The organism is Alkalihalobacillus sp. AL-G, from assembly GCF_030643805.1.
In the GTDB taxonomy this organism is placed as follows: Bacteria; Bacillota; Bacilli; order Bacillales; family Fictibacillaceae; genus Pseudalkalibacillus.
The window spans coordinates 697,790-712,578 of record NZ_CP094656.1 but is presented as its reverse complement, the minus strand read 5'-3'; the positions used below and the strand labels follow the sequence as shown (position 1 = coordinate 712,578).

Below are 14,789 nucleotides of genomic sequence, written 5' to 3'. Positions count from 1 at the left end.
ATAAGGACAAGGTGAACTCTTGAAACAATTTACAGGTTATCTAGTGATTATTGGAATGTTACTTAGTTCTTATTGGTTTTCGACCTCAATAGCAGCGGATGAAAACCAGGTTCAATCCCCCTCTCAGTACATAAAAGAAAACGTAAAGATCGGATCGATCAACGTAATCGAAAGCACGAAAATCACGGGCTTAAATGATATGGTCATTGACACCTTGTACGGTACAGCTCACCGGGTATACATACCTTATGAGCAGTTGCCTAGAAATGTGATTAACGCCTTTATTGCAGCGGAAGACCAGCATTTTTTTGATCATCCAGGAATTGATGGTGCCGCAATCATCCGTGCCTTTGTCGTTAATGCGAAATCCGGCTCACTTGAACAAGGCGGTAGTACAATTACCCAACAGCTTGCGAAAAACCTTTACTTATCTAATACAAAAACATATGAACGGAAAATAAATGAAGCGTTTCTGTCTTATCAGCTCGAACAACAGCTTTCTAAAGAGAAAATACTTGAGCTGTACAGTAACGTCATTTATTTTGGAAATGGCGTTTACGGGATCGAAACCGCAAGCCGATTTTATTTCGGAAAATCTGTAGAACAGTTGACGATCGCCGAAACGGCATTATTATGTGGGATTCCGAACCGTCCAGCCTACTATGATCCAATTGAACATCTCGATCAAACACTTGAAAGGCAGCATCATGTTTTAAGTAAAATGCATGAACAAGGTTTCATTTCTCAAAAGCAATATGAACAAGCCCTTCGAGAACAAATCCAGCTGAATGTGACACGACCGCACCATTTTTTTCCAGACTACGTCTCTTATGTACTCGATGAATTTGAACAATTGGTTAGTAAAAAGGAAGGCTTTGCAGAAAGAATCAACAAGGCAAAATCGTCTGGGGAAAAGCAGAAGGTAAGAAACGAACTAAAAGGTCGAGTTTATGAGTTAATCTATGAACAAGGCATTCGCATACATACAAGCCTTAATGCTGAACTCCAAACGATCGCGGAAGAGACGATACGTACCAGCCTGCCAAATGGCGTGGAAGGTGCCTTTGTCATCATCGATCATATGTCACAGCAAATCGTTGCCTTGATTGGCGGGAAAGAAGTCGGTCGTGCGGATTTCAACCGTGCCTATCAAGCCTATCGCCAGCCTGGTTCTGCGATCAAGCCACTGCTCGCTTTTGCTCCGTATATCGAAGTGAGATCAACGCCATTAAACGTCCCGGTAGATGCCAGCCCTTTTTGTAAAAAGGATTACTGCCCTTCCAATTATGGGCAAGCTGTTTATGGGATGGTTTCAATGCGTGAGGCAATTGGCAGTTCGATCAATACTGCAGCTGTTAGAATGGTCGAGGCGATTGGAATTGAGAAAGCTTTTTCATTTTTAGCACCGTTTACATTCGAAAAGGTATTAGAGCAAGACCAACATATTTCTTCAGTCCTTGGCGGATTTACATACGGTGTAAGTCCGCTGGAATTGACGGACGCCTATACTACATTCAGTCATAATGGAACCTATCAACCCGCAAGAGCGATACAATCTGTAACAACTCCGAATGGAAAGGTATTATACAAATGGGAGGATCGTCGGAAGCAAGTGTGGTCTGATGCGACGAACCGAAAGATGCGTATCCTTTTTAACTATGTGGTTACAGGCGGAACAGCTAGGAGTGCATATGTAAACACAAGCTATATCGGTGGAAAAACTGGAACGACGAATGATACGAAGGACGTGTGGTTTGTCGGAATGACGGATAAGTATACAGCTGGAATTTGGGTCGGAAAGGATAAGCCCGCCCCGATTCCCGATGTTGCTGGAAAGGCCGTCCATCTTAAAATGTGGCAGGACATTATGAGTGAGGCTGTCGAATAAAAAAGGAGAGGCTACTTTTAGCCTTTCCTTTTATGTTCCGGACAAAATTCCAGACATGAGTGCGCCGTATACTTTTAAAAAGGCATAGACGACTCCTGATGTGAAAAACACCCAAAAGAGCAGATTCATGAATACGACTCCAAACATACCTGCAATCGATAATTTCTCACTTGCCTTATAAATAAAAAAGCAAAAATAAATAAAGCAAGCTAACGTGAAGGACACGAGTAGCAGAATACCCGACTTGATGAATAAAATTGAGCACAAGCCACCGACCAGAAATATGGAACTCCCTGAGCGAACTTGATTTAACGTATGCCCTTCACTCTCTTTTGAAAAGAAAAATAGTGACAATTCAATTAAGGTGTCCGAAATGAGTTTAAGGGCGGCAAACAGCATGAAAAAGAATAGGCACATAATGAACCATAAGGAAACCTGTACCGTACTGATCGAAAACAGCTCGGTCATCCCCTGATATATTCCAAGTCGTTGTAATTGTGAGACTAAGTATTCCTCGGTAAGGAATCCGAATGAAGCACTGTATAATATAATTGCGAACAACGGAAAGTAACCCGTCAGATATGTATTTTTCCCAAGCATAGCATTTCCCCTGTTATAGGATGTTAAACTCTTATAATGTAAAGTGCCCTTGTCCATTATTGCATTATTGTCACAGTTTTTCATACACATTTGATAATTTTTTGCTATAATGGGAGTTAAGAATGGATAAACTAGGCTTTAAAGGAGGATGTCATATGAGCTTGATCCTCATTTTAGCTGTAACCTTAGCATTTTTGGTGGCTATTTTTACAGCAGGATACAATGATCGTCCTGGAACGAAATAAGCGTAGGATACATATCCTGCATAATAATGAAGGGTGGACCCCAAGGAGTGATTCCTTATCGGGTCCCCCTTTATTTCACGTTAGGAGTATAACTTTTCAGCAAGGAAGAATGACCGACGTTGGAGAAAAAGTTTACGTCCTAAGTATAAGTACAACTAGGGCGATTGCCTACACTAAGGCTTGGCGCTAGCCAAGTTTTCTTTATTTTAATAAAGATCTAGATAACTTTGTTGACGTAGTGCTTCATAGATAAGAATTGCTGCTGTATTCGAAAGGTTAAGCGACCGTACGTTATCATTCATCGGAATTCGTAAGCATCTCTCCATATTTTCCTCTAAAAGCTGATCGGGAAGACCCGTTGTTTCGCGGCCGAAAATGAAATAATAATCCTCGTTCTGATCACTGTAATCGAAATCACTGTGCGGCTTCTTTCCGTGCTTTGTCAAATAAAAGTACTGTCCTATGTTATGCTCGAAAAACTCCTCTAGAGAGTCGTAATAGACAATGTTCACAAACTTCCAATAATCAAGTCCCGCACGTTTTAACATTTTATCCTCAGTCGAAAATCCGAGCGGACGGATCAAGTGTAGTGTCGTATCTGTTGCTGCACAGGTTCTGGCAATGTTTCCTGTGTTTGCGGGGATTTCCGGTTGGTATAAAACTACATGTATTGACAACAACATTCACCTCGAGATTGATTTTAATAACTTGTATGGTTCATTCAAATCCGTATTAATTATAGCATGTTCACAGGTGATCCGAAATTGTAGCCGAGTTAGGCGGGTATTTTTTCAAATTCGACGTCTCTTCTCAAAATACTGAAGATAGATGAAAAGTGGAGCAACTCCACTTTTGGCCGATCATTTATTAAAGATTTTACTACATTAGGTGCTCAAAAATGTTCCATTGGATAGATTTAAGTCCGAAAGCCTCCAACTCAGAATGTCTTTTGGTCCCAATCCGGTAAAAACGTTCCGCGAAAATTGTAAGCGGACTATAGTCTGAATGCACCCGATGAATGTCGGAATTTCACTGTGGAATCGCATTAAAAAAGACGGCTGAAAATTCAACCGTCTACAATACGAAAGAATTTATATTTGATTTTAGGCGTATACGCAGTGGAATCGGTATACTCCCAGTACCTCATCCGGCTATTATAAGTGTGCGCATTAACAAGAGGCATTCCGTAATCATCCTTGGCCACGACCATCGTATTGTGCTGCCACCTACCGTCCCCATCAAAATCATAACAAATGACATCACCGAGCATTAATTGTTCAGGCGACCCGACCTCCTCGCCCCGTAAGCCTTGCTTTGAACCGCTTAAGTACCACCTTAATGCATTAGCGACAGCCCAGCTGTAACTCCAGGTACTCCCGCTGTACCACCAGCCTTTGGAGCGGTTCGGATGCCCCCGCATCGGAGCACCTCCTGCATGCAAGCATTGGGAAATGAAGTTCGTACAATCATTATCAAACAAACGGTAAGCAGTGTTATGTGAGTTCCACCATCTTTCAGCGTACTTTACTGCCTCCAGACGATTATATCGATAGCGTGGCATCGGAGCTATATCCGGATCTCGGTCAAGATTTACGATATCGGCTTTCATATCCCCCTCGCGATTTAAGCCTTCATCTTGACGGATTACATTGTCATGGAGAATCGCTTTTCGCCTTTCCATACTTTCTTCTACATAAAATTTATTATTTTGTTTGATTAAATACGAGCGAAGAATTAAGTAGGTTACATCCCGTTCTACATCATCAGAACGACTTTCTAGGATTTTCACTTTCACCTTCGCATTCACGATTACCGCACCACGATCATCCATACTTTTCAACTTCCGATCAAGGGCTTCTCTTTCCAATTGACTCAGACGCTGGTCATAAATCTGTTCCCGTGTGAAGGATGCGTTGTACTCTTCAATAAACAGTCTAAGTGACGTAAGCCATTCCATACGCAACCCCCCTTTGATTTCATTCCTTTATATGTATGGTCCAATCCACAAAAAAAGAACCCGGAATATGGGTCCTATCCTTACAGGCTATAACCTGCGTTAATTATATTTGATTGAACATCCTATTCATGAACAAATTTGTGAAGGTTGTTGCTCGAGATTTAATAATACTTCCTTTTTATCAAGACCGCCGCCGTACCCTACTAAGCAACCGTTACTTCCAATCACACGATGACAAGGAATAATGATTGGCATTGGATTTTTATTATTGGCGCTACCTATTGCACGAACAGCCTTAGGCGATCCAATCAAGGTAGCGATGTCTTTGTATGAATATGTCTCGCCATATGGTATATGCATCAGTCCATCCCACACTTGCTTTTGAAATCGCGTCCCAAAAAGATCGAGCGGAATATCAAACACCGTACGCTGACGTGCAAAATACTCTTCCAGTTGAACAATATAGGGTTCCATTGATTCTTGCTGCAGCTCCAGTTCAGCTGTGATCAGCTGTTTTTTGAGCCATGCTTTAATAAGAGGTAAATTGTCTTCGGCCGTCCCAAAATCGATCCGGCACAATCCCTTATCTGTTTTCAAAAGTGTCAGGGGACCAAGAATACATTCCATTTCCCCATATTGCACGCTCTGTCTAGTAAACATCTTATCCCTTCTTTTACCCTTTTGACTAATCATACTGAACGAAATTATATTAAACCATTACGAAATAACTTGTTTATCCATCAAATTTAGGCTTTTATCAATTTCTGCTACTACTATCGTCTCGTTTTCTTTCTCTTTTGCTTGTTTAAGCGCATTTTCAACTTCTGAGCCACCTATTTTACCTAGAGACCATGCAGCTGTCCCGCGAATGACTGGTCTTGGATCCTTCATCATCACATCAATTAGATCTGGAACCGCCGTTACATCTTTAAAATTCCCAAGGGCGATAATTGCATTGCGCTGGATGGGTTTCTTCCCTCTCCATGATCCAGAAACAGGTCCGAACTTCTCCTTGAACTCACGATTGCTTATCGAAAGCAATGATTTCAGCTTCGGCTTTGCGACTTCAGGATCCGGCTCCATTTCAGGATGATGATGAATGTCGATTCCTTTATTCTCAGGACAAACCTGCTGACACGTATCGCAGCCATACAGTCGATTGCCGATTTTTTCGCGATACTGCTCAGGTAGAAACCCTTTTGTTTGGGTTAAAAAAGCAATACATTTGTTGGCATCCAACTGGCCGCCAGTAACGAGTGCACCGGTCGGACATGCCTCCACGCATTTATTACACGTACCACATTGATCCGTCATCGGTTGGTCAGGTGGAAATGGTATCGTAGTGATCAATTCACCCAAATAGACGTAGGAGCCAAACTCAGGTGTAATGGTTGCGCAGTTTTTACCGCTCCAGCCAATCCCAGCCCTCTCAGCGACTGCTCGATCTGAGAGCTCTCCTGTATCGACCATCGAAATAACCTTGGCTTCTGGTGAGACTTCACTTATAAATTGCTCAAGCTTTTGCATCCGGTCACGAAGGATGTGGTGATAATCCTTACCCCATGATGCTCTGCAAAAAATACCTCGACGCTCTTCCTTCGTGCTTTTCGGTGCATCTTTCAATTTAGAAGGATACGCTAGTGCAATCGAAATAATCGAGCGCGCTTTCGGAAGCAGCAGCCCAGGATTGGTTCGCTTTTCAATATCCGACTCTTCAAAACCTGATTGATATCCGAATTCCTGTTGAGTTCGTAGCCGTTCCTTCAGCTCTAAAAATGGGTCCGTTGTCGTGAATCCAATTTTATCGATTCCGATTGTTTTACTATATGCAATGACTTCCTCTTTCAACTGGGCACCTGTCATCGTTTGACCCCCCTTTCTCTTAAAATCACTTAATACGCCTTGTCCAATTATCTATCATTTATTTTTAACGTACGTAATCGATTGATTGCTGAAGCTAATTCTAACATACGCGGCCGCGCCAAGTCACCAGGATGCGCATTAGGAAAATCTGTAAATGAAGCCAATCCCTGTTCGTGGATTTGCTTCTCAACTTTTTCAAGCAGTTCGGAGAATGTCATCGTTCCTAACCAATTCTTTTTCTCGATAAAATGGAGGATTTCCGCAATGCCTCTCGTTTGGCTTGGATCGGTCAGTTGCTCTACATAATCGAGTTTAATATCTGTCATTCCGTATTGGATCGTCTTCAGCCCTCTAGCAGCTACTTTCGATCTTTTGCCTTTCCGACTGTTAAGACTTGCTGGAGAAGGCATCCGACATTCATGATCCCCAAATCGTTCCCCACCTTCCTCACGACGTCCTGTAGCTGTGCTTTGAGCGATCTCCTTTGCCTTAGAGGTGACATCATATGGTCGATACTGATCCATCAAGACTACCGTATCAGCAACATCAAAATAATCGCCGGAGCCTCCCATAACTAGAAGCGTCGAAACAGCATGCTCACTATAAAGTTGTTTCACCTTATCTATGAACGGTGTGATTGGTTCCCTATCCTTTGATACAAGCTGCTGCATACGCTGATCACGGATCATGAAATTCGTCGCACTTGTGTCCTCATCAATTAGTAAAACTTCAGTACCCGCCTCAAGTGATTCAATGATTGTTGCCGCCTGTGAAGTACTGCCGCTTGCATCCTCAGATGTAAAACGGTCCGTTGTTTTTCCGAAAGGCAGGTTTTTGATAAACGGAGAAATATTCACACTCGTAATTTTCCGGCCATCCTCCGCTCTAACCTTCATTGCCGTTTCATTCGTGAGGACAAACTCTCGGCCATCCCCTTCAATATGATCATAAACACCCCGCTCAATCGATTCAAGGACTGTACTCTTTCCATGATAACCTCCACCAACGATTAGCGTGATGCCTTCAGTGATCGCCATCCCCGTAATCGAATCCTGTCGATGAGGTATTTTGATTGAAACTTCAAGCGAATGTGGCGATTGAAATGGAACAACATCGCCTGATTTAAGTGGATGATCGCTGACTCCACTCTCCCTTGGCAAAACTGACCCATTCGCAATGAACGCCACAAGACCCTCTTTTTCCAAAAACGCACGAATGGCATCCTGTTGATCACAAAGTTGAATGGCCTTCAAAAGTGCTGCTTCCTTTAATGAAAAAATCGAATCCCGAACAATCTCAGGAAGGATTGCATTAAAAATTTTCTCAGCTTGGCGACCTAACACAGTACGACCTTTAGCAGGCAACCCGATCGTGAGGCAAATGAAAATGGAGGTTGCAGATAATTGCACGGATGTCCGCTCGAGCACCTCTTGGCTCGGTTCGTCAATCGCAATCAATCCGCTTTTTCCCGACCCACTTGCACGTTTATCTTGCTCGTGAATCGAAATGGCAACACTTCGGGTGATTGTATCTTCTAAACGGACTTTCCGCTGCGAAGTCGTCTCCCATTCCCCTTTTAAAACCGTTCTTGATTTGGGTACTTCTAGCCGAATTTTAGATGGACTCGCAAACGGATCCCCCTGTACATGATCAATATGTAGACGATATCCATCAAATTCGTAGGATCCGCGAATCTCCTTATACGCTTTATATCCTCTGCCATCAATCTTTTGCAGCAAACTCCTTAGTCTATGCAACGTTCAAACACTCCTTCATCCATTATGTTAAACTGAACTAAAACTTGTATGTTGAGGTGACAAAATGACCATCACCATTTCTAATCAAATGCAAAACCTATCCCCTGATTTTAAAATCGGGGTCATTCAGTATCATAATATCACGGTTGAAGACTCTCCTAAAATGTTAGCTGGACGCCTCCAATTGTATCAAGAATCACTTATGTTAGAGGCTGATGAGAAGCCGATTTCTTCAATCGAACCGATTCAGGAGTGGCGGCAGCTTTTTAAAAAAGCAGGAACAGACCCTTCGAGGTATCGACCCTCCTCAGAAGCATTATTAAGACGTGTTTACAAGGGTCAGCAGCTTGGACCAATCCACTCTGCAGCAGATACGAATAACTTCTTTTCGTTACAATACAAGTTACCATTAGGCATTTATGATTTGGCCCACCTTAAAGGGGATGTTGCTATCGATATTGGTTCAGAAGAGGATCACTACGAAGCAATCAATGGTCGTAACACAGATATGAAAGGTAAAGTCCTCTCCCGCGATGCCACCGGGGCATTCGGAAGCCCTATCATTGATTCAAAGCGGACAATGGTTACAGAAGATACGAAGGACGCACTACACCTCGTTTATTTCCAACCATCACTAACTGAAGAAAATGCCGCTGAAATGCTCGATGCGATCCAAAAAATGTTCATCCAAATTCACGGAGGCTCTGCAACAACTGAAGTCGTTGTCGCAAATTAAAACGCAACACCTCGTTTTACGAAACAAGACGTTGCGTTAATCTAGTTTTAATCATTATAAGCCGTTAATTGTGAGAATATGTACAAAACCTCCATTTCGGAGGTTTTTAGTTTTTCTACACCACACTGCTTCTTCGCTCATTATGTTTGTGTACAATAAAGAATGCGTGTATCACACCTGGCAACCATCCAATTATCGTTAAAATGATATTTAATAAAGTTTGTGTCTTCCTTCCAGTTAAGAATACTGCTAGCGGTGGAAGTATTAAAGCAAGTAAGTAAAGCATCATTGTCTTCCTCCTTTTTAAACGTACTATGAGAATACCCCATTTAGGAGAAAGGTAAACACATTCATGGACTTTGTAGATAATACGTTTCATGAATCGGATTATTCATATAAGAAAAAAAGGAAAGTTCGCTCAGTAACTTGAATTGACACCCCATTTGACAAGGCTTTTTATACTTCGTTAAGCATGAACTCAGGTATTTTGGCTTCGCTCATCATCGCAATAAACATATTTACTAAATTTCCATCAAACTGTGTCCAAGAACAGCGACGCAATTCACTAAACGCCTCATCATAGGTCAACGTTGTCTTTTTATAGTTACGACGGTCAATCGTCATTGTGTCAAAGGCATCACAAATTGAGATTATTCGACCTTGTACCGAAATCTCATCTCCAACCAACCGACGCGGATAACCGCCACCATCCCACCACTCATGATGATCCCGTATGTATCTTGCTGCTTGAGTCAGTCCAAGTCTTTTTCGAACGATGACATTTCCAATATGAGAATGGCTTTGGATGATTATGTATTCTAAATCACTTAATTTTTCTGGCTTTAACAATATGTTTTTCGAAACACCCATTTTGCCTATATCATGAAGTAATGCAGCTACACGTAAATCTTCGTCATAGCATTCAGCTCTCTTAGCTAACATACTTGCAATGTACATTACTCTTAACGAATGATACTTGAACATTTGAATTACTTCATTATCCTGGGCAATCTCGAAAAAAAGCGATTCAGGGTCACGTTCGAATCTTGAATTAAAGTTAATATCGATTGTGGTAGATTCTTTAGATGCCTCTTCACTAGGGAAGGGACGGAGATCATTAATTTTGACCAGTTTCTTAAAAATTTCATCAAACGACCACTTTTCTTCGCGTTTGTCATTTATAAATAAAGCTAGTTTCAGATCGTTTTGGTCATACACCTTTTCATTATTAATTCGTTGAACGTAATGAATTAATTTTTCTTCCATTTTGCTAAACCATTCTTCTACGGTATTTGGATGTTTACCGACCAAAGAAGCAAACTCATTGACATCAAATTGTTCGATTATCTTCAACCCCCCACATAGTTACTTATTGGCTAGGTAATGTATTTGTAAATCATAAAATGGCATGTTTATATGTTTTTCTTCAAAAAATGATATTTTCCTTCTATTTTTTGATGCTAACCGACATACCACTGCATAAGAACCAGTTACAGTTCAATCCAAATTCCCCTGAACAATAGGAAAGAGTAAGTTCCATTATTGCCCTGTATGCTTGTCCATTTCGAAAATTGAGGAAAGAACATAATATAAAAGAAAGGGGAATATGAAGTACCTCCTTTTCAGGTAGTTACCACAACGTTGTGAAGGAGGTGGATTAAATGAATTGGGAAAAGAAAAAAGGTTTGTGCCAGGAATTTGCTAGGATTCTTGATGGAATGGGAAGTTTAGATGAAAATGACGTTTGTCTTGTACAAAGATTCCGTAGACTTCGATTTGAAATTCTTGGACGCAGAACACAATCCCCGCTAGTACTTCCTCAATTTTTCACTTTTGAAAACCTTGATAGCAAAGGTAGAGCTTTAAATTTAGGGGAGACAGTTCTTTTACAGGAAGAAGTTAACCCATTATTAACAGAACTAAGAAAGCGGGATCTACTCGTTACGGCAGTCCATAACCACTGGTTATTCGAAGAACCAAGGGCTATGTATATGCACTTCGAATCGATTGAGCCACCACTACAATTCGCAAAAAAAGTCAGAGAAGCTTTTAGAGTATTAGACGACCGCCATAGACGAAATAAACATTAGCTTGATGGTGATTTTTGAAAGTAATACGACGTCCGCCACTGTGTTTTTAAAATGCAATCATTATCAATCTTTTTAAGTTTTCCATAATTGATGTTGAGGTGCGTAATAATCGTTACGCACCATTTTATTTGATATATATATATTAAATCTGGACGGAATCAACACGATAGAGTAATGCAAACTAAACTTAATAACTAATTATTTTTCTTAGCTAATTCATTTCTATCCAATGCCCGTGGTGGTTCCTCTAACCATCCATTTTTAATCATGATATTGGCACCATCTTCAGCAAAAAGTAATATTTCTTGATTCATCCTAGTGTACTGGGTACCAATATCTCTTCTAGGGCTCATTGACATACTTGCGCCATAATAAGCAACACTTAACGATATTAATGATGTCGTATAAAACATCATGATCTTGTCAGAAAAAGTGTATGTAGTAGAATCCGTCACTTCTGTATCCCATGACATCGGAACAGTTATGTCATCTTCTCTAAGGATAGAACTAAATACCTCACAATGCTTGGATGCAATCTCTTTCCCTCTTACCAGGAACTTCCGCACATCTTTACCCTTAGCAACCTGAGTAAATCCTATCAGAGTCGCTGCCCCTAAAGCATTTCTTTGAAAATTGGCATAAAGGTTTGTTATTTCAGGTCCTGCTAATGGCCTTCTTTCTCCTAAATAGCCATTCATAAATTTTTGCTTCTTGACAAAATCAATATGAGAAGGAATTGGAAGATAAGGAGACCTGATATAAAGCCCTTTGGATAATAAAACATCATTTGCTTTCTTTAGAAGTTTATCTGATTCTGCAAGGCACTCACTAAAGTAATCGTATATATCTTCCCTTACCGAAAAAGATAGACACATGCTATATGAATTCAAACCGACTTTTCCCATTTGATCCAGATAATTTAATACAAACGAATCTGAATACAACCTTGGTGCAGTAGTATCCACATCTTCTTCTAATTTGAACCCATATGGAACAGGGTAATCCTCGTTATTAAAGATTTTATGTAGCTTTTTTATATGTGTTTCAGATAATTCTATAGCATATTGAATAACAGGTTTTATTTCTTGATCCTCAACTTTTTCTATAAAATATTGTAACTGACAAAGAGCTGCAGTATCATTCATGTAGGCAGTCCATATGTTTGTAATTTCTGCAGAAGTTAACTTTAACTTTTTTCCTTCCGTTGCCATTATAATATTTTCCCTCCATATATTCGGGCGAAATTATGTAGTTTTTCACTTACTTTGTTCACCTGTTTGTTTTTACACTCATTTTTGTTTTATTCTTCTGATATTGACATAGAGCTCCAATAAGCCCCAGGATTACAGTTTGCCTTCGTTGTTTTCTACCTTTACCTAGCATCACTATTCCATCTATCCTTTTTAACCCTATTGTGTGTTTTTCCTTTGCCATTTATCCGTTTTTCCAATATACATAAGCATTTTTCCTTTAATTAAAAAAAAGATTGTGAGCCCAATTGTACTGAGCTCACAATCTATTTGTCCTGGAATGATGGATACAGCCTCATTCTAGATACGTTTCCAAAAATCCCTTCAATTTTGCAACATACTTTTGCTTGTGGATCACAAACGCTTCACCGTGATTGGCTTCATCAAACGTGATCATTTCCGCTTTACTTTTCGTATTTTCATATAATTGTTTGGACATTGCAGTTGGCACAAATGTATCATCATTTCCGTGAATATATAAAATTGGTACGTCTGCTTTTTTCACTTGATCCAATGCGGATGCTTCTGTTAGCGAATAACCCGCTTGTATTTCGGTGATTAGACTTGTACTTGGCAATACCGGAAAAGCAGGTAACTGATACATACGGTCCAATTGATATTCAAATAAATCATAAACATTCGTATAAGGGCTGTCTGCAACGATGGCTTTGACATTGTCAGGAAGATCTTCTCCGCTCGCCATTAAAACTGAAGCAGCACCCATCGAGACCCCATGTAATACAATTTCTGACGCAGGACCCTGCTTTTCAATCACCTTATCCACCCAATCGGCAATGTCCAATCGATCATGCCAACCAAAACCGATATAGTCCCCTTCACTCGTGCCATGACCACGAAGATCAACTGTGAATATATTGTATCCCAGCTGTTCATAATAATACTGACCATACAGACCCATATCTTGTGCATCTCCAAGATAGCCATGTGCAAACACAACGGTCTTATTTGTCGGTTCTTTTGCTTCTAAAAAATATCCTTGAAGAGTCAAACCGTCAAACGATTCCATCTCCCAGTTTTTAAAGTCTTGGTTGCTGTACCATGATCGCCAGTCACCATCCAAGAAAACATCGATCGCCTTTGCAGATACTTCTAAATCTTCATTACCTGTTAAAAAGTCCTTTACGTTACGTTTAATTGCCAGATCATAAAAATAAAAACTAGCAAGGATATCAATTATTAAAAAAACACTAAGAAGCCCTAAAGAAATTGTCCCCCATTTTTTCTTTAACACACTTTGTCTCCTTCCCCTTTTAAATCTCTAGTTCCATTATACTAGAAAAGAGCACAGAATAAGTCTTAAATAGCATGGTATTTGTTTACAATTAAAGTAGTTAAGAAAAAGAAAAAACGCTCCTTACAATGTGTAAGAAACGTGTTCTGGAACCGGTAATCGGTTTAATAAACTTCCTTTTTAAATGTTTCCCCATTGGTATAGACGACTTTTATAACTAGACGCATATCCTCATATCTATCTACTTGATTCAAATTGAATAATCGTACGCTCTGATCAGGTGGATTGTTTTCGTCATCTGACTCTATCTCTTTTTCCCCTATTAATGTTTCACCCTTATACATCATAAGATAAGCCTCTTCAACAACGATAGAGTCATTTACATTATGACTAATCAATGCAATGCTAACGTTTTCTTTATGCATATAGATATCTGTTTGCACGATGCCATAATCCTTTGTTCCCAAATGTCCTAAAGGTTCGGTGTGGATCTCCCCACTCTTGACCATGTCATCATATGATACAGATACGTAGTACTTTAGTATATTTTGATGATGTTCTTCCATCTCTTTTTTGGTCATCTCTTGTTTTGTGTTGGAGTCAGGAGTTTCTAAACTGACCTCCCAAAGTGGCTCTACATCAACCTCAAACGGTACTTTCACTTGGAACAGCCCTTGCTGCAACTCCTTTGCTGGTAAAGTTGTGTATTCCTCACTATCATCACCATAGGCATAATTGAAGACAACTTCAGAATCGTTTTGAAGCTCCTTCACTTGCCATTCAAAGGTTGCTTCCGCTTGACCATCTTCAAAATCATTTGTATTTACGTCCAAATCTATTCCACTTATCCAGCTTTGTTCTTCTTTTATGTCATTCAAAACATTTTGAATATGGCTTGTTTGACCGTTCACGTCACTAATGATGTTATGTTGATTGTTAAAAACAGTATTCACTTGATGCTCTAGCTGATTTAATCTAGATAAAAATGTGAAATTCAGAACTAGACTAATAACTAGAGCCAGAGCTACAAAAATCCTAAATATTTTTAAGTATTTATCACTATGCAACTTTCTCCCCCCATTTACGAAGAACCTTTCCCCTCTCAAACATCTATTGTATCACAGTTCAATATGTCAAAATTTTAGTTAAAA

At 40.1% G+C, this 14,789-nt stretch carries 14 protein-coding genes; 3 read left to right on the top strand and 11 right to left on the bottom strand.

Annotated features, from left to right (window positions below; all coding sequences use genetic code 11):
• The first annotated feature begins 19 nt into the window (after nt 1–19).
• Complete coding sequence (locus tag MOJ78_RS03685) at nt 20–1,888, top strand: transglycosylase domain-containing protein (protein ID WP_304979866.1); 1,869 nt, start codon at nt 20–22, stop codon at nt 1,886–1,888.
• Between the two features lie 30 nt (nt 1,889–1,918).
• Here the strand turns inward: MOJ78_RS03685 and MOJ78_RS03680 are convergent, their stop codons facing one another.
• From MOJ78_RS03680 to MOJ78_RS03655, 6 genes are all read right to left on the bottom strand, one after another.
• Nucleotides 1,919–2,488, bottom strand: coding sequence for a DUF5366 family protein (locus tag MOJ78_RS03680; protein ID WP_304979865.1), 570 nt, complete (start codon nt 2,486–2,488; stop codon nt 1,919–1,921).
• 451 nt (nt 2,489–2,939) lie between these two features.
• Nucleotides 2,940–3,410 carry a tRNA (uridine(34)/cytosine(34)/5-carboxymethylaminomethyluridine(34)-2'-O)-methyltransferase TrmL gene (gene trmL, locus MOJ78_RS03675; RefSeq protein ID WP_304979864.1) on the bottom strand — a complete coding sequence of 157 codons (471 nt, stop codon included), beginning with the start codon at nt 3,408–3,410 and terminating at the stop codon, nt 2,940–2,942.
• A gap of 389 nt (nt 3,411–3,799) precedes the next feature.
• On the bottom strand, nt 3,800–4,690 hold the full coding sequence (locus MOJ78_RS03670) for an amidase domain-containing protein (RefSeq protein WP_304979863.1): 891 nt from the start codon (nt 4,688–4,690) through the stop codon (nt 3,800–3,802).
• Nucleotides 4,691–4,816: 126 nt separating this feature from the next.
• Nucleotides 4,817–5,350, bottom strand: a complete 534-nt coding sequence (locus MOJ78_RS03665) for a methylated-DNA--[protein]-cysteine S-methyltransferase (protein WP_304979862.1) — start codon at nt 5,348–5,350, stop codon at nt 4,817–4,819.
• Nucleotides 5,351–5,407: 57 nt separating this feature from the next.
• Entirely contained in the window at nt 5,408–6,553 is a 1,146-nt protein-coding gene (gene queG / locus MOJ78_RS03660; protein WP_304979861.1) for a tRNA epoxyqueuosine(34) reductase QueG, read from the bottom strand.
• A gap of 47 nt (nt 6,554–6,600) precedes the next feature.
• Nucleotides 6,601–8,310 carry an ABC-ATPase domain-containing protein gene (locus MOJ78_RS03655; protein WP_304979860.1) on the bottom strand — a complete coding sequence of 570 codons (1,710 nt, stop codon included), beginning with the start codon at nt 8,308–8,310 and terminating at the stop codon, nt 6,601–6,603.
• Between the two features lie 64 nt (nt 8,311–8,374).
• On the opposite strand from MOJ78_RS03655, the gene MOJ78_RS03650 reads away from it, so the two are divergent.
• A complete protein-coding gene (locus MOJ78_RS03650; protein ID WP_304979859.1) occupies nt 8,375–9,046 on the top strand; it encodes a B3/B4 domain-containing protein in 672 nt (223 codons plus the stop codon).
• Between the two features lie 115 nt (nt 9,047–9,161).
• Here the strand turns inward: MOJ78_RS03650 and MOJ78_RS03645 are convergent, their stop codons facing one another.
• Both MOJ78_RS03645 and MOJ78_RS03640 read right to left on the bottom strand, forming a co-directional pair.
• Entirely contained in the window at nt 9,162–9,332 is a 171-nt protein-coding gene (locus MOJ78_RS03645) for a YqaE/Pmp3 family membrane protein (protein ID WP_304981172.1), read from the bottom strand.
• Between the two features lie 170 nt (nt 9,333–9,502).
• Nucleotides 9,503–10,399, bottom strand: coding sequence for an HD-GYP domain-containing protein (locus MOJ78_RS03640; RefSeq protein WP_304979858.1), 897 nt, complete (start codon nt 10,397–10,399; stop codon nt 9,503–9,505).
• A gap of 308 nt (nt 10,400–10,707) precedes the next feature.
• Here MOJ78_RS03640 and MOJ78_RS03635 point away from each other — a divergent pair, with 308 nt between their 5' ends.
• On the top strand, nt 10,708–11,136 hold the full coding sequence (locus tag MOJ78_RS03635; protein ID WP_304979857.1) for a DUF1259 domain-containing protein: 429 nt from the start codon (nt 10,708–10,710) through the stop codon (nt 11,134–11,136).
• 194 nt (nt 11,137–11,330) lie between these two features.
• Here the strand turns inward: MOJ78_RS03635 and MOJ78_RS03630 are convergent, their stop codons facing one another.
• The 3 genes from MOJ78_RS03630 to MOJ78_RS03620 all read right to left on the bottom strand — a co-directional run bounded on the left by MOJ78_RS03630 (nt 11,331) and on the right by MOJ78_RS03620 (nt 14,705).
• The gene (locus MOJ78_RS03630; RefSeq protein WP_304979856.1) at nt 11,331–12,347 is read right to left on the bottom strand and encodes a DUF3231 family protein; all 1,017 of its coding nucleotides are present in this window, start codon (nt 12,345–12,347) and stop codon (nt 11,331–11,333) included.
• A 334-nt stretch (nt 12,348–12,681) separates the two neighbouring features.
• Nucleotides 12,682–13,638 (bottom strand): alpha/beta hydrolase, encoded by a 957-nt coding sequence (locus MOJ78_RS03625; RefSeq protein ID WP_304979855.1) that lies wholly within the window; start codon nt 13,636–13,638, stop codon nt 12,682–12,684.
• A gap of 164 nt (nt 13,639–13,802) precedes the next feature.
• On the bottom strand, nt 13,803–14,705 hold the full coding sequence (locus MOJ78_RS03620; protein WP_304979854.1) for a hypothetical protein: 903 nt from the start codon (nt 14,703–14,705) through the stop codon (nt 13,803–13,805).
• Between the last annotated feature and the right edge of the window lie 84 nt (nt 14,706–14,789).